The sequence below is a fragment of the Massilia sp. PWRC2 genome, assembly GCF_049896725.1.
GTDB lineage: Bacteria > Pseudomonadota > Gammaproteobacteria > Burkholderiales > Burkholderiaceae_D > JAFCUW01.
This window is the reverse complement of record NZ_JAFCUW010000006.1, coordinates 199,876-214,868: the sequence shown is the minus strand read 5'-3', so window position 1 is coordinate 214,868 and position 14,993 is coordinate 199,876. Positions and strand designations below refer to the sequence as shown.

Sequence of the window (14,993 nt, the reverse complement as noted above, 5' to 3'; positions counted from 1 at the left end):
GCGACCAGGGCGGCGCCGTCTGCCGCCACACTGGCTACAATGGCGACATTCACACCAATTCCGCCATTTACTGCGCCCCTTTTGACTGGAATACCATGGCAACCATGCAAACCATCCCACCCGATCAATCGCTGATCGAATACCCCAGCGACTTTCCCATCAAGGTGATGGGCCCGACCCACGAAGCGTTCGCCGTCACCATCGTCGACGTCGTCCTCGAGCACGATCCCACCTTTCACGCTGGCCGCATGGAAGTGCGACCGTCGGCCAAGGGCAACTACACGGGGCTGACGGTGACGGTACGCGCCACCAGCCGCACCCAGCTCGACGATCTGTACCGCGCGCTGTCGGGCCACCCGATGGTCAAGATCGTGATGTGACGCAGCAGCGGACGGCGTTGATCACCGCAGCATGCCAGATTGTCATCGGCGGCGGCGCAGGCAGCGTGCGTCCCGCTGCTGACTTATAATGGCAGGGCCCCCAACCCTAGGCCTGTCCATGTCCGCCACCCACTCCGCGCCGGCGATCGTTCGCGATCTTGGCCGCGCCGACTACGAAACCGTCTTTGCTGCCATGCGCGCCTTCACCGATGCGCGCGCGCCCGGCACGCCTGACGAATTGTGGATCGTCGAGCACGCGCCGGTGTTCACCCTGGGCCTGGGCGCCGATCGCGCCCATGTGCTGGCGGCCAACGGCATCCCCGTGGTGCAGACCGACCGCGGTGGCGAAGTGACGTTCCACGGCCCCGGCCAGGTGGTCATTTATTTGTTGATCGACCTGCGCCGCAACAAACCGGGCGGCAAGCTGTACGCACGCCAATTCGTCACCCGCATCGAGCAAGCCATCATCGATGTGCTGGCGGCGTATAATCTGACCGGCATGCGCATTGACGGCGCCCCCGGCATTTATATGGCCGACGGCCCCAAGCGCGGCGCCAAAATTGCCGCGCTCGGCCTCAAAGTGCGTGGCAACGGCTGCACCTATCACGGCGTGTCGCTCAATGTGGCGATGGATCTGGCGCCGTTTGGCTGGATCAACCCGTGTGGCTACGCCGGCCTGGAAACGGTCGACATGCGCAGCGTCGGCGTCGATGCCAGCCTGGCCGAGGTGCAGACCGAACTGGCGCGCGCGCTGGTGCGCCAGCTGGCCACCATGCACAGCGCCGTCCCTACCGAACAACCCCAACCGAGCCCGCAGGGCCATGCAGCCATATGAGCGACACCACCGACACCCTTGTACCCGCCGCGGCCCCCGTTTACAACGCCCTCGACAAGCAAAAAGGCGCCAATAAAACCGCCCGCATCCCGATTAAAATCGTGCCGATCGCCGAGGTCGAGCGCCTCAAGAAGCCCGACTGGATTCGCGTCAAGGCGGCGTCGGCCTCGACCCGCTTCTACGAGATCAAGGACATCCTGCGCGCCAACAACTTGGTGACGGTCTGCGAAGAAGCGAGCTGCCCGAACATCGGCGAATGCTTCGGCAAGGGCACCGCCACCTTCATGATCATGGGCGACAAGTGCACCCGTCGCTGCCCGTTCTGCGATGTCGGCCACGGCCGTCCCGATCCGCTCGACGTCAACGAGCCGCGCAACCTCTCGAAAACCATCGCCGACCTGCGCCTGTCGTATGTCGTCATCACCTCGGTCGACCGCGACGACCTGCGTGACGGCGGCGCCGGTCATTTCGTCGAATGCATCCAGCAAACGCGCGCCCTGTCGCCGAAGACCCGCATCGAAGTGCTGGTACCAGACTTCCGCGGCCGCCTGGCCAAGGCGCTGGCCATTTTCAAGGATGGCCTGCCGGACGTCATGAACCACAACCTGGAAACGGTGCCGCGCCTGTACAAGGAAGCCCGTCCTGGCGCTGACTACCAGCACTCGCTCGACCTGCTGCGCGATTTCAAGGCGCTGTACCCGAACGCGGTGACCAAGTCCGGCATCATGGTGGGACTGGGCGAGACCGATGAAGAAATCCTGCAAGTGATGCGCGACCTGCGCGCTCATAACGTCGAGATGCTGACCATCGGCCAATACCTGGCGCCATCGAATTCGCACCTGCCGGTGCGCCGCTATGTCCATCCGGACGTCTTTAAAATGTTCGAGGCAGAAGCCTACAAAATGGGCTTTGTGCACGCCGCCGTCGGCGCCATGGTGCGCAGTTCGTATCACGCCGATGAGCAGGCGCACGGGGCGGGTGTGACCATCGCTGAATAAGCCAGCGGCATCCCCGGCCGGCGTGATGCCTGTTTTAACCCGCATCGCCTCCCGGCGGCGGCGGCGCCATACGGTCGCGGCGGTGCTCCATCAGCGCTTCGATCACCATCGGATCGAGACCGGCGCTGTTGTTGGCGTCCATGTAGCTAAACAGCTCGCTGCGCATGCGCGGCGCCCAGAAGCGCTGCAGGTGGTTGGCGATCTCGGTACGGCCTTCGACGCGGTCCGGGTAGGACGCGAAAAACACGCCTATCTGATTGGCCATGGTGATCAGGTTATCAATTTTCATAGGGGTTCCATTGCGATGTTGATGCCGTGGGCGTAGGCGACGAAGTCGTCGCCGCGGGCGAAGGCGACCAGCGTCAGGCCGCAGTCCTGGGCGGTGCGGGCGGCCAGCGCCGTCGGTGCGGAAATGGCCACCATGGCGGCGATGCCGACGGTGGCGGCCTTCTGCACCATCTCCACGCTGGCGCGGCTGGTGATCAGGACAAAACCGTCGGTGGGATCAAACGCGCTGTCATTGGCGTGCAAAGCGCCTATGAGCTTGTCGAGCGCGTTATGGCGGCCGACATCCTCGAACGCCAGCCGCGGCGCGCCGTCGCCGCCACACCAGAGGGCGGCATGGGTGGCGCCGGTCAAGCGGTTCAGGGGCTGCTGCTGTTTCAGCGCTGCCAGCGCATGCCGGATCGCCGTCACCGACAGCGCCTGGGTCGGCGCCAGGTAAGCGATCGGGCGGATCACCTGCGCCAGGCTGTCGACCCCGCACAGGCCGCAGCCAGTGCGGCCCGACAGATTGCGGCGGCGTTCTTTCAGGCGCATGAAGGCGGCGCTGGCCACCTCGATGTGGGCGGTGATGCCGGCGGCGCCATGGTCGACCTCGACCCCGTAGAACTGGCCAGGCGTGTCGATGATGCCCTCGCTGAGCGAAAAGCCGAGGGCGAATGCGGCGATGTCGGCGGGCGTCGCCAGCATCACTGCATGCGAGACGCCGTTGTACTCGAGCGCCACCGGCACTTCTTCGGCCAGCGCATCGTCAGCCTTGCCCCACACGCCGGCGCGCATGCGGGTGACCGCCATGCGCGCGCTGGGCGCATGCTGGTCATGCGCAGCGGTGGCGGCCGCGCGCTCGGTGGCGCAGATCACGCCACCGTCTCCGCCAGCCCAAGCTGCTGCTCATTAAAGCGCGCGTATTCGAGCTGCCAGTCGGACTGCTGCTGCACGTGCATCACCTGCACCGCCGTCACCTTGTACTCGGGGCAGTTGGTGGCCCAGTCGGAGTTATCGGTGGTGATGACGTTGGCGCCCGATTCGGGGAAGTGGAACGTGGTGTAGACCACGCCCGGCTGCATGCGCTCGGTGACCAGCGCGCGCAGCACCGTCTCGCCCGCGCGGCTGTGAATGCCCACCCACTGGCCATCTTCGATGCCGCGTTCCTGCGCATCGTGCGGGTGAATCTCCAGGCGGTCTTCGGCGTGCCAGCGGACGTTCTCGGTGCGCCGTGTCTGCGCGCCGACGTTGTACTGCGACAGGATGCGGCCGGTGGTCAGGATCAGCGGGAATTTGCGGGTGACTTTTTCGTCGGTCGGCACATACTGGGTAATGATAAACCGCCCTTTACCGCGCACGAACTGGTCGACGTGCATGGTCGGCGTGCCTTCCGGCGCGGCGTCATTGCACGGCCACTGGATGCTGCCGAGCTGGTCGAGACGGGCGTAACTGACGCCACTGAAGGTCGGCGTCAGGCGCGCGATTTCATCCATGATTTCCGAAGGATGCTTGTAGCGCATCGGATAACCGAGGCGGTTCGCCAGCGCCACCGTCACTTCCCAGTCGGCGTAGCCGGCTTTCGGCGGCATCACCTTGCGCACGCGCGAGATGCGCCGCTCGGCATTGGTAAACGTGCCGTCCTTTTCCAGGAACGAGGAACCGGGCAGCAGCACGTGGGCATACTTGGCGGTCTCGTTCAAGAAAATATCCTGCACCACGATGCACTCCATCGCCTCTAACGCGGCGGTGACGTGCTGGGTATTCGGGTCCGACTGCACGATGTCTTCGCCCTGGCAGTACAGGCCCATGAAGCTGCCATCGAGGGCGGCATCGAACATATTCGGAATGCGCAGACCCGGTTCGGCCTGCAGCGGCACACCCCAGGCCTGTTCGAACATGGTGCGCACGGTGGTGTCGGAGACGTGGCGGTAGCCGGGCAGCTCGTGCGGGAAGGAGCCGATGTCGCACGAACCCTGCACATTGTTTTGACCACGCAGGGGATTGACGCCGACGCCTTCGCGGCCGACGTTACCGGTGACCATGGCCAGGTTGGCGATCGCCATCACGGCGGTCGAACCCTGTGCGTGTTCGGTCACCCCTAAACCGTAGAAAATGGCGCCATTCCCCCCGGTGGCAAACAGGCGCGCCGCCTCGCGCACCTGCTCGGCCGGCACACCGGTGATCGCTGCAGTCGCTTCCGGCGAGTTTTCTTCCCTGGCGACGAATTCGCGCCACTGCTCGAAGGCGCGCAGGTCGCAGCGCTCGGCGATAAATTCGTCGGCCATCAAGCCTTCGGTGACCACCACGTGGGCCAGCGCGCTGACCATCGCCACGTTGGTACCAGGGCGCAGTTGCAGGTGATGCTGGGCGCGGATGTGCGGCGACTGAACCAGGTCGATGCGGCGCGGATCGATGACGATCAGGCGCGCACCCTGGCGCAGCCGTTTTTTCATGCGCGAGGCGAACACCGGGTGGCCGTCGGTCGGATTGGCGCCGATGACCAGGATGACGTCGGACTTTTCCACCGACTTGAAGGTCTGCGTACCGGCCGATTCGCCCAGCGTGGTTTTTAAACCGTAGCCGGTGGGCGAGTGGCACACGCGGGCGCAGGTGTCGACGTTGTTGTTACCGAAGGCGGCGCGCACCAGCTTTTGTACCAGGTAGCCTTCTTCGTTGGTGCAGCGCGACGAGACGATGCCACCGATCGAGTCGACGCCATGCTTGGCCTGGATGCGTTTGAATTCAGACGCGGTGTAATCGAGCGCCTCATCCCATGACACTTCCTTCCACGGGTCGGTGATTTTTGAGCGGATCATCGGTTTTAAGATGCGGTCCTTGTGGGTCGCATAACCCCAGGCGAAACGGCCCTTGACGCAGGCGTGGCCCTCGTTGGCCTTACCGTCTTTGGACGGCACCATGCGCACCACTTCATTGCCCTTCATTTCGGCATTCAAGGAGCAGCCGACGCCGCAATAGGCGCAGGTGGTGGTGATACTGTGCTCGGCCTGGCCCAGCCAGATCACCGATTTTTCCGTCAGGGTGGCGGTCGGGCAGGCTTCCACGCAGGCGCCGCAGGAGACGCATTCCGATTCCATGAACGATTCGTTCTGGCCAGCCGAAACGCGCGATTCAAAACCGCGCCCCGAGATGGTCAGCGCGAAGGTGCCCTGGGTCTCTTCGCAGGCGCGCACGCAGCGGTTGCAGACGATGCACTTGGAAGAGTCAAACGTAAAATACGGATTGCTTTCGTCCTTCTTTAATTTCAAGTGATTGGCGCCGTCGTACCCGTAGCGCACTTCGCGCAGGCCGGTGGCACCGGCCATGTCCTGCAGTTCGCAGTTGCCGTTGGCGGGGCAGGTCAGGCAGTCGAGCGGGTGGTCGGAGATGTACAGCTCCATCACGCCTTTTCTCACTTCCTGCAGCTTGGCCGACTGCGTGCGCACCACCATGCCCGCTTCGGCCGGGGTGGTGCACGACGCCGGGTAGCCGCGCCGGCCTTCGATTTCGACCAGGCACAGACGGCAGGAACCGAACGGCTCGAGGCTGTCGGTGGCGCACAGTTTCGGGATGTTGATGGCGTTTTCGGCGGCCGCGCGCATCAGCGAGGTGCCGGCGGCGACGGTCACCTGGAAGCCGTCGATGGTCAGCGTGATCATCTCGGTGGCCACGGTGATGGCCTTGGCAGGGGTGCCGAAATCGCGGGTGATGATGGTTTCGATCATGTTATAAGCTCCTAGGCGGCTTGGACATCGCTGGCCGGCAGGCCAAAATCTTGTGGAAAATGGTTCAGCGCTGACAGCACCGGGAATGGCGTCATGCCACCCATCGCGCACAAGGAACCGTTGAGCATGGTGTCGCACAGCGAGCGCAGCAGGATTACTTGCTGCGTGACTTGCTGCGGGCGCTCGCTATCGCTGCGAATCTTGTCGATCACTTCGACGCCGCGGGTCGAGCCGATGCGGCATGGCGTGCATTTGCCGCACGATTCGACGGCGCAAAACTCCATCGCGTAGCGCGCCAGCTTGGCCATGTCGGCGCTGTCGTCGTGCACCACGATACCGCCGTGGCCCAGCACCGCCCACAGCGCGGCAAACGCTTCATAGTCGAGCGGCGTATCCCACTGCGATTCCGGCAGGTAGGCGCCGAGCGGGCCGCCGACCTGGATCGCCTTGATGGGACGGCCGCTGGCGCTGCCACCGCCGTAGTCAAAGACGATCTCGCGCAGGGTGACGCCGAAGGCAAGTTCAATCAGGCCGCCGCGCTTGATATTCCCCGCCAGTTGCACCGGCAGGGTGCCGCGCGAGCGACCCATGCCGAAATCCTGGTAAAACTGCGCACCCTTGTCGAGGATGACGGGCACCGAGGCGAGTGACAGCACATTGTTGATCACGGTGGGCTGGCCAAACAGGCCGGCCAGCGCGGGTAACGGCGGCTTGGCGCGCACCACGCCCCGCTTGCCTTCGATGCTCTCGAGTAGCGCGGTCTCTTCGCCGCAGATGTAAGCGCCGGCGGCCTTCCTCACTTCGAGCGTAAACGTGCTGCTGCTGCCGCCGATATTGGCGCCCAACAGGCCGGCGCGGGTGGCGCTGCCAATGGCGGCGTTGAGGGCGGCGATCGAATGGGGGTATTCGCTGCGCACATAGATGTAGCCGTGGCTGGCGCCGACTGCCAGGCCGGCAATCGTCATCCCCTCGATCAGGACAAACGGATCGCTTTCCATGACGATGCGGTCGGCAAAGGTGCCGGAGTCGCCTTCGTCGGCATTGCAGACGATGTATTTTTGCGGCGCTTGCGCGCGCAGCACGGTGTTCCACTTGATCCCGGTGGGGAAGGCGGCGCCGCCGCGCCCGCGCAGGCCGGACGCGGTGACGGTGGCGACGATGTCGGCCGCCGTCATGGTCAGCGCGCGGCGCAGGCCACGGTAGCCGCCATGTGCTTGGTAGTCGGCCAGCGACAGCGGATCGGTGATGCCGCTGCGGGCAAAGGTCAGGCGGGTCTGGCGCGCCAGGTAGGCAATCTGCTCGACCAGGCCGACCGCCAGCGCATGGCTGCTGTCGCCTTGGTGAAAGCCGGCGTCGAACAGGGTGGCGACATCGGCCTCGTCGACATTGGCAAAGCCGATGCGGCCATTGGCGGTGGCCACTTCGACCAGCGGCTCGAGGTACAGCAGGCCGCGCGTGCCATTGCGTACCAGTTCGATGGCGATACCGCGCTGCGCCGCTTCACGGACTATCGCGGCGGCGACATCGTCGGCGCCCAGCGCCAGCGCCGCCGAATCGGCGGGGACATATATGCGCACAGTGGTAAAGACAGTCATACGGCCTCCTTCACGTTGGCCAGCAGCTTGTCGAAGCGGGCAGGGGTGACGCGCGCGTGGACGGCATCGTTGATCATGATGGCCGGCGACGTTGCGCACTGGCCCAGGCAGTAGACCGGCTCGAGCGCAAAGGCGTTATCAACACTGTGCGCATGCAGGCCGCAACCGAGCGCCTTCTCCGCGTGCGCCAGCAGGGCATCGCCCCCCATGCTCTGGCAAGCCTCGGCGCGGCAGATCTGCACCGTGCAGCGGGCCGGCGGCGCGCTTTTAAAATGGTGGTAAAACGTGATCACCCCATGCACCTCGGCGCGCGTGATATTAAAACTGTGCGCCAGCGCCGCGACCGACTCTGGCGGAATGTAACCGACGCGGTCCTGGATCGCATGCAGCACCGGCAGCAGCTGGTCCTGGCCGAGCACACCATCGGTGGCGTGCAGCGCGAGAATGTCGTCGAATGAAACATCGGCGGTGAGGGGGTCTGGTGATTTCATTGTGTCTCTTTTGTCCGTGTTATATGCTTTACAAAACATATATGACGTCGTTGTATGGGATGATGCTCTGAGGGTAGCACCGGTTTTGAAGCCGTTCAATAGGAAGAATTTTGCATATGATGAAAGTGGAGATCCGGCCGGACTGGTTCGTGCGCGATGCCGTTGGCGTGGCCACGCCGCTGCCGGCGCTGCTCGAATTGCTGCTGGCGGTGAGCCAGTTGGGCAGCATCAGCAAGGCCGCCAGCGCGCGCGGCATGTCGTATCGCCACGCCTGGGGCTTGCTGCAGCAGTTCTCCAGCCAGTTCGGCGCCGAACTGGTGTTCAAGGTGCGCGGGCAGGGCACGGTGCTCTCGCCGCTGGCCGAAAAGCTGATGTGGGCCGACCGCCGCATCCACGCGCGCTTGACCCCCATGCTCGACAGCCTGGCCTCGGAACTGCAGCAGGAACTGGCGCGCGTCATGACCGACGACGCCCAGGTGCTGCGCATCACCGCGTCGCACGGCTTCGCGGTGGCGGCGCTGGTGGCGCAACTGAGCGAGCAGGGCACCGCCGTCGACATCAAGTACCGTGGCAGCAGCGAAGCGGTGGCGGCGCTGGCGCGCGGCGAATGCGAGCTGGCCGGTTTTCATTTACCGGTGGGCCGCTTCGAACAGGCGGCGGCGGCCAAGTACCGGCCATGGCTCGATCCGGCGCGCCATGCGCTCATTCACCTCGCTTACCGCATGCAGGGCATCTTTGTCGCCAGGGGCAATCCGAAAGGGATTACCGGTCTGGCCGATCTGAGCCGCCCCGAGCTGCGCTTCGTCAACCGCCAGAAGGGATCAGGCACGCGCGTGCTGCTCGAACTGCTGCTGGCCGACGCCGGCATCAACGGTTTTGCGACTGCCGAATTTACCCACGCGGCGGTGGCGGCGTACGTCGCCAGCGGTATGGCCGACGTCAGTTTTGGCGTCGAGACGGCGGCGCGCCGCTTCGACCTCGATTTTATTCCCGTCATTCGTGAACAGTATTTTCTCGCCTGCGCCAGCAGCGCGGTCGACGCCCCCCTGCTGCTGGCGGCGCAGGCGGCAATGGCCAGCAGCGCCTTTCACCAGGTGCTGGCGGCGCTGCCCGGCTACGACGGAGATCTGTGCGGCACGCGGCTCGACATGCACACGCTATTTTAGATAGTCGGCGCCGGCGCGCTATAGTAGCGGCACCGCCACTTGCAGCCTTTTCCATGCCGATTCCGCCCGCCGAACATCTCGACCGCACTGACTCTGCCGACCTTGACACCTTGCCCGCCGAGCTGGCCCAGGCACTGCCGCCGGGGGCGACCCTGGTCAAGGCCGACGGCCGCGTCTTCGTGCGCTTTGCTGGCGTGGTGCGCTTCGAGGATTTGCGGGTGCCGTGGCAGCTGGTGCCACCGCAAGGCGTGCTGGCCAAGCCGAGCAAGTGGAGAAAGATGGATGCGGCCACCCAGCAGGCGCTGCTGCTCGAACGCGCCAGCGTCGAGGCGATCGCCGCCCTGCACGGCTACGTCGACGCTTTCGTCAGGGAGATCGCCGCGCTGGCCGACGATTGCGACTTCGATGCGATGACCTTTCTGTCGCCGCTGGCCGACCTGGAGACGGCCGAACCGGCCGAATATGTGTTCGAGCGCATTCGCCAGCGCATCATCCACGCGGTCGAGCGCGAGCAGGAAGCGCATTATGCCGCGCGCACCAAGCAAAGCATCAACCTGGCCGAGTACCCGCAATCGTTCGAGGTGGCCAGCCGCATGCCGCGCAAATTCATCGCCCTGCTGGGACCGACCAATTCCGGCAAAACCCACCGCGCCATGGAAGCACTGGTCAAAGCGCCCAGCGGGGTCTATCTGGCGCCGCTGCGCCTGCTGGCGCTGGAAAATTTCGAGCGCATGCAAGCGGTCAGCGTGCACGGCCAGCCGCTCAAGGTCAGCCTGGTGACGGGCGAAGAGCGGCGCCTGGCCGCCGGCGCCACCCACGTCGCCAGCACCGTCGAAATGCTCGACACCCGCACCCGGGTGGAGGTCGCCGTCATCGATGAAATCCAGATGCTGGCCGACCGTGACCGCGGCGCCGCCTGGACCGCCGCCGTCTGTGGCGCGCCCGCCTCGGTGGTCTACCTGGTGGGGGCGCCGGAAGCGCGCCGCGCCATCGAAGCACTGGCCGAGCGGCTCGACTGTCCGCTGGAGGTGCATGTACTCAAGCGCATGGCGCCGCTGGCGATGGAGCCGGTGGCGGTGCGCAAGCTGCGCAACCTGCGCCGCGGCGACGCCGTCATCGCCTTTTCGCGGCGCGAAGTGCTCAAGTGGCGTGACATGATCACCGAGATGGGGCTGTCGGTGGCCACCGTCTACGGCAACCTGTCGCCGGAAGTGCGGCGCGCCCAGGCCGAGCGCTTTCGCGACGGTTCGGCCGATGTGGTGGTCGGCACCGACGCCCTGGCCATGGGCTTGAACATGCCGATCGCCCGCATCGTCATGACCACGGCTGTCAAGTACAACGGCGTCGAAGAAGAAGAAATCTCGGCGGCGCTGGCGCGCCAGATCGCCGGCCGCGCCGGCCGCTATGGCGTCCATGAAGAAGGCTTTGTGGCCGGCTATGACGACGACACCCATGAAGTGATGCGCGCCCTGCTCAAGGAACAGCTGCCGGCGATCGCCGCCAGCGGCTTTGCGGTGGCGCCTTCGATCGAACAGCTGCACCGTATCGCCGCCGTCACCAATGAACGCTCGCTGGTCAAGCTGCTGCGCCGTTTTGTCCACAACATCGACGTCCCCGACGGCTTCTTTTATCCGAAGATCACCGATGACCAGTCCGAGCGTGCGCTCTGGCTCGACACCCTCGAGACGCTGTCGGTGGCGCAGAAATTCATGCTGTCGCTGGTGCCGGTGTCGAGCAAGGTGCCGTCACTGCAATCGGCGTGGGAATACTGGGCGCTGTGCCTGTCGAAGCAGAAGGTGTGCCGGTTGGACGCCGAAGGGGCGTCGCTGCGCTGGCTCAATTTGCAGGAAGTGGAAGATGCCTGCCGCCGTTATTCGGCGTACGCCTGGGTGGCGTACCGCGAGCCGGAGATTTTTCCCAGCATCGAACTGGCGCAGCAATTGTCGCGCACGGCGTCGGAGCGGGTCGATTCGATTTTGCAGCAGCAGAACGCCGCTGCCCGCCAGCGCGGCGGCGCCAGCCCGAAGCGGCGTGAATCAGCACACACCGGCAGCGCCGGCAGCCAGGCGCCGCCAAGCAGGCCGCCGCGGCGCCGCCGGGTCTGACCTACATCGCCACGCTGACCGTGAGGATCAGCAGCAGGTACAACACCAGTACCCCCAGCGACGTGAACAGCAGCGCCAGCGTGCGCCACAGGGCGCTCATCGCGCCCAGGCGGTAGGTCCCGCGCAGCTGCACGAACATGTGCACCGGCGGGGCGATCCACAGCAGGTTGAGCGCCAGGCCTGACAGTCCGACCTTCTCCAGCAGGGTCACGCCGATGATCAGCAGCGCCATGAACGACAGCGCGTACAGCGCAAAGACGGCGTGGTCGTACATGGTGATGGCGCGCTTCCAGCAAAACAGCAGCCACAGGAAGGGCAGCGACATCGGCACCAGCATGAATGAGTACTTGGAGGCGGCATTTTTTAATTTATACAGCGTCAGCTGGGGATTATCGAGCGCGCCCCTGAGGGCGTGGTCGACACTGGTGAAGCTGGTGTCGATTTTCGCTTCCTTCAGGCGCAGCTTGCTGACCACTTTGTCGAGCTGGCCATTGCCGGCGTCATTGACCACCGTTAGCGCCGATTCGGCGTCGTCGAGCCGCTCGCGGGCGGCGGCCAGCGCTGCCACTGCCTTGTCGGTGGGGATGCCGGCGCTGCGCTCGGCCGCCAGCGTCGCTTCGGCGCCGGCCAGCTCCACCCTGGCGCCGGCGACGTCGGCGGCGACGGTATTGCGCGGTCCCGGCAAACCGCCGCTGCCGACGTGGGTGACGCTGGAGACGACAAAGAACATCAAAAACACCATGAACAAAAACAGCGCCAGCGGCGAGACGTAGCGGGTGCGCTTGCCATCGATGTAGTTGCGGGTCAGGCGGCCCGGCTGGAACACCAGCAGGGGCAGGGTGCGCCAGGCCTTGGCATCGAAATGCAGCAAGCCGTGCAGGAACTCTTCGCCCAGGTGCAGCAGCGAATGGTGCAGGTGGGCGCTCTGGCCGCAGCGCTGGCAATAGGGACCGCTCAACCGGGCATCACAGTTGGCGCAGGCGTCGTGGGCATGGGCATGCTCGGCCGGCGCAGCGGTGCTGCCGCCGGCAGCGTCGATGCTGCTCGCTGCCAGCGTTGCGCCCACCAGCGCGCCGCCCGATTCAAGGTCAACAGTCATGGCGTCGTTATCTAAAATGGTAGTAAAAAAAGCATAGCACGCGCGCTTCAAATGACCAACGCCGGGCTTGTCCATTCAAGGCACAAACTCGACGTCGATGTCGCGGCTGTCCGCGCGGCCGTGCTGGTCGACCACCCGCAGCACCGTGCGGCCAGCCACCTGTGGCGTCCAGGCCAGCGCCGCGCCGGCCGCTGCCTTGCCGATCAGGCCGCCATTGGCGAACCAGAACAGGGTGTCGGTGGCGCCCATCGCGTTGGCGCGCAGGGTCAGTGGTGCCGGTTTCGACAGCCGCAGCGAATACACGGTGGCGCGGTTGGGCGAGATGATGGTGGGGGCGTCGTCAGCGTCGCCTTCCCTGCTGTCGCACTGTGCTGGCGGCGGCGGCTGGCGGCGTGGCATGCCGGCTTCGCGAAACAGCCGCTGCAGGTCGGTCGGCCAGTATTCATAGACCTCGGTGCGGGTGCCGGGTCCGCGGGCGCAGGTGGGGGTGCCGCTGGCATCGACGCGCACGGCGCGGTGCAGGGTGCTCACGCGGATCGACGAGGTGCCGGGAATGAACCAGGTCATCGAGCGCTGCGGGCAGAGTGCGTTGGGCAGCTCACCGCTGGCCGTGCACACTTCGACGCGGCTGACGCCGGCCGGTGCTGCCGCTTCTGGCGGTGGGCGGTCGAGGCCTTGCGCGCGCAGGCTGTCGACGATCCGAAAAAACAGTGGTGCGGCTGCCTCGATGCCGATGAAGGCGGGGTTGCCGACGCCGTCAAAATTGCCGATCCAGACCACCAGCACATAGTGACCAAACACGCCGGCGCTCCAGGCATCTCTAAAGCCCCACGAGGTGCCGGTCTTCCACGCCACCGGCGGCGATGCCGCCTCGCGGGTGTCCGGTCGCTGGTTGGTGCGCAGCATTTGCAGGGTAATAAATGCCGCTTCTTTTGACAGCAGGCGTGGCGCATTGGCGCGCGCAGCGGTGCTGCCGCCTTCATGGCGCACCGGCAGCATGACGCCGCCGTTGGCCAACATCAGGTACAGGCGCGCCAGTTCTTCCATCGTCACTTCGCCGCCGCCCAGGGCCAGCGCCAGGCCGTAGTGCTGCTCGCTGGCGAGCCGGCTGACACCGGCGCGCTGCAGAAAATCGTAGAGATTCGGGTGTTGCAGGCGCGCTGCCAGCGCAACTGCCGGTACATTGCGGCTGCGTACCAGCGCATCCTGGGCGCTGATCGGACCGACGAAGCGGCCATCGAAATTTTCCGGACTGAACGGGCCGAACGTGGTCGGCGTGTCTTTTAACATGGTGGCTGGATGGAGCAGGCCCTGGTCGAGCGCCAGCGCATAGATAAACGGTTTTAAGGTCGAGCCGGGCGAGCGTTTTGCTTCGGTGCCGTTGACCTGGCCGGCGATGCCGGCATCGAAATACCCGTTCGAGCCGACCAGCGCGCGCACTTCGCCGCTGTCGCGATCGAGCAGCAGGGCGCTGGCATTGTTGATGCCGACGGCGCGGCGGTTGTCGATGAACTGGCCGATGATGCGCTCAAGCGAGGCCTGCGCACGTACATCAATGCCCGACCAGATTTCGCCACTGCGCCGCTCGCGCAGCAGGCGCTCGGCCAGGTGTGGCGCCAGGAACGGCAGCGCCTTGGTTGGTGCCAGCGCCACCGCCAGCGTGCCCGGCGCGGCGCCGTCGCCATGCTGCGCCAGCCAGCGCGCCGCCAGCCGCGTGCGCGCTGCCTGCAGCCCGGCGCCGGCGGCGCCGCCGCGCTGGTTGGGATTTTGCGGAATCACTGCCAGCGTGAAGACCTCGGCCAGGGTCAGGTGGGCGGCGCGCTTGTGAAAATAAATCAGGCTGGCCGCAGCCACCCCTTCGATATTGCCACCGTAGGGCGCCAGGTTCAGATAGGCCTCGAGCAGATCGTGCTTGCTGTAGCGCGCTTCCAGCCACAGCGCCGCTGCCAGCTGGCGCAGCTTGCCCGCCGGCGTCTGGCTGTTCATGTCGTACAGGCGGCGCGCCAGCTGCATGCTGATGGTGGAAGCGCCGCGCCGCCCGCCACCGCGCGCATAGGCGGTGGCGGCGCGCAGCAGCGCCACCGGATTGATCCCCGCATGCCAGTAAAACCAGCGGTCTTCGTAGAGCAGCACCGCCTGCGGCAGGCGCGCATCGATGGCGGCGAGCGGCACCCACAGGCGATATTGTTGATCTGCCGCCAGTGCCAGCCGCAAGAGCTGGCCGTCGCGCGCATAGATAGCGCTCGACACCGGCGCCGCCTGGCGCGGGGGCGGCTGGGGCCACAGCCGCAGCGCCAGCAGCGGCAACGTGACAAGCAACAGCAGCCACAGCAGC

12 protein-coding genes are annotated in these 14,993 nt (G+C 65.6%); 5 read left to right on the top strand and 7 right to left on the bottom strand.

Annotated features, from left to right (window positions below; all coding sequences use genetic code 11):
• Nucleotides 1-104: 104 nt before the first annotated feature.
• The 3 genes from ACP7BZ_RS13885 (at nucleotide 105) to lipA (ending at nucleotide 2,213) form a co-directional block, all read left to right on the top strand.
• Nucleotides 105-380, top strand: coding sequence for a DUF493 family protein (locus ACP7BZ_RS13885; protein WP_426114279.1), 276 nt, complete (start codon nucleotides 105-107; stop codon nucleotides 378-380).
• A 118-nt stretch (nucleotides 381-498) separates the two neighbouring features.
• Complete coding sequence (gene lipB, locus ACP7BZ_RS13880; RefSeq protein ID WP_426114070.1) at nucleotides 499-1,215, top strand: lipoyl(octanoyl) transferase LipB; 717 nt, start codon at nucleotides 499-501, stop codon at nucleotides 1,213-1,215.
• Nucleotides 1,212-2,213, top strand: coding sequence for a lipoyl synthase (lipA, locus tag ACP7BZ_RS13875; RefSeq protein WP_426114068.1), 1,002 nt, complete (start codon nucleotides 1,212-1,214; stop codon nucleotides 2,211-2,213). Before lipB ends, lipA begins: the two co-directional genes overlap by 4 nt.
• Nucleotides 2,214-2,247: 34 nt before the next feature.
• On the opposite strand, the gene ACP7BZ_RS13870 is transcribed toward lipA, so the two are convergent.
• The 5 genes from ACP7BZ_RS13870 to ACP7BZ_RS13850 are packed head-to-tail and all read right to left on the bottom strand — an operon-like array spanning nucleotide 2,248 to nucleotide 8,288.
• Nucleotides 2,248-2,502, bottom strand: coding sequence for a formate dehydrogenase subunit delta (locus tag ACP7BZ_RS13870; protein WP_426114066.1), 255 nt, complete (start codon nucleotides 2,500-2,502; stop codon nucleotides 2,248-2,250).
• Nucleotides 2,499-3,356: a formate dehydrogenase accessory sulfurtransferase FdhD gene (gene fdhD / locus ACP7BZ_RS13865; RefSeq protein WP_426114064.1), complete on the bottom strand. Its 858-nt coding sequence runs from the start codon at nucleotides 3,354-3,356 to the stop codon at nucleotides 2,499-2,501. Before fdhD ends, ACP7BZ_RS13870 begins: the two co-directional genes overlap by 4 nt.
• Entirely contained in the window at nucleotides 3,353-6,202 is a 2,850-nt protein-coding gene (fdhF, locus tag ACP7BZ_RS13860; protein WP_426114063.1) for a formate dehydrogenase subunit alpha, read from the bottom strand. The genes fdhD and fdhF overlap by 4 nt, the downstream gene beginning before the upstream one ends.
• 11 nt (nucleotides 6,203-6,213) lie before the next feature.
• Nucleotides 6,214-7,797, bottom strand: a complete 1,584-nt coding sequence (locus ACP7BZ_RS13855; RefSeq protein ID WP_426114061.1) for a formate dehydrogenase beta subunit — start codon at nucleotides 7,795-7,797, stop codon at nucleotides 6,214-6,216.
• Complete coding sequence (locus tag ACP7BZ_RS13850; RefSeq protein ID WP_426114059.1) at nucleotides 7,794-8,288, bottom strand: formate dehydrogenase subunit gamma; 495 nt, start codon at nucleotides 8,286-8,288, stop codon at nucleotides 7,794-7,796. Before ACP7BZ_RS13850 ends, ACP7BZ_RS13855 begins: the two co-directional genes overlap by 4 nt.
• Nucleotides 8,289-8,404: 116 nt before the next feature.
• On the opposite strand from ACP7BZ_RS13850, the gene ACP7BZ_RS13845 reads away from it, so the two are divergent.
• Together ACP7BZ_RS13845 and ACP7BZ_RS13840 are read left to right on the top strand one after the other, a co-directional pair.
• Nucleotides 8,405-9,454: a substrate-binding domain-containing protein gene (locus ACP7BZ_RS13845; RefSeq protein ID WP_426114057.1), complete on the top strand. Its 1,050-nt coding sequence runs from the start codon at nucleotides 8,405-8,407 to the stop codon at nucleotides 9,452-9,454.
• 53 nt (nucleotides 9,455-9,507) lie between these two features.
• Complete coding sequence (locus ACP7BZ_RS13840; protein ID WP_426114055.1) at nucleotides 9,508-11,559, top strand: helicase-related protein; 2,052 nt, start codon at nucleotides 9,508-9,510, stop codon at nucleotides 11,557-11,559.
• A 1-nt stretch (nucleotide 11,560) separates the two neighbouring features.
• Here ACP7BZ_RS13840 and ACP7BZ_RS13835 read toward each other — a convergent pair whose 3' ends face one another.
• Together ACP7BZ_RS13835 and pbpC are read right to left on the bottom strand one after the other, a co-directional pair.
• The gene (locus ACP7BZ_RS13835; RefSeq protein ID WP_426114053.1) at nucleotides 11,561-12,658 is read right to left on the bottom strand and encodes a DUF3667 domain-containing protein; all 1,098 of its coding nucleotides are present in this window, start codon (nucleotides 12,656-12,658) and stop codon (nucleotides 11,561-11,563) included.
• Between the two features lie 75 nt (nucleotides 12,659-12,733).
• Nucleotides 12,734-14,977, bottom strand: a complete 2,244-nt coding sequence (gene pbpC, locus ACP7BZ_RS13830; RefSeq protein ID WP_426114051.1) for a penicillin-binding protein 1C — start codon at nucleotides 14,975-14,977, stop codon at nucleotides 12,734-12,736.
• Between the last annotated feature and the right edge of the window lie 16 nt (nucleotides 14,978-14,993).

Bases quoted from the DNA above. Each gene is read 5' to 3' on its own strand.
- ACP7BZ_RS13855 (WP_426114061.1), bottom strand. From the start codon at position 7,797: ATGACTGTCTTTACCACTGTGCGCATATATGTCCCCGCCGATTCGGCG.
- ACP7BZ_RS13845 (WP_426114057.1), top strand. From the start codon at position 8,405: ATGATGAAAGTGGAGATCCGGCCGGACTGGTTCGTGCGCGATGCCGTT.
- fdhF (WP_426114063.1), bottom strand. From the start codon at position 6,202: ATGATCGAAACCATCATCACCCGCGATTTCGGCACCCCTGCCAAGGCC.
- lipB (WP_426114070.1), top strand. From the start codon at position 499: ATGTCCGCCACCCACTCCGCGCCGGCGATCGTTCGCGATCTTGGCCGC.
- ACP7BZ_RS13850 (WP_426114059.1), bottom strand. From the start codon at position 8,288: ATGAAATCACCAGACCCCCTCACCGCCGATGTTTCATTCGACGACATT.
- ACP7BZ_RS13840 (WP_426114055.1), top strand. From the start codon at position 9,508: ATGCCGATTCCGCCCGCCGAACATCTCGACCGCACTGACTCTGCCGAC.
- ACP7BZ_RS13835 (WP_426114053.1), bottom strand. From the start codon at position 12,658: ATGACTGTTGACCTTGAATCGGGCGGCGCGCTGGTGGGCGCAACGCTG.
- lipA (WP_426114068.1), top strand. From the start codon at position 1,212: ATGAGCGACACCACCGACACCCTTGTACCCGCCGCGGCCCCCGTTTAC.
- ACP7BZ_RS13885 (WP_426114279.1), top strand. From the start codon at position 105: ATGCAAACCATCCCACCCGATCAATCGCTGATCGAATACCCCAGCGAC.
- ACP7BZ_RS13870 (WP_426114066.1), bottom strand. From the start codon at position 2,502: ATGAAAATTGATAACCTGATCACCATGGCCAATCAGATAGGCGTGTTT.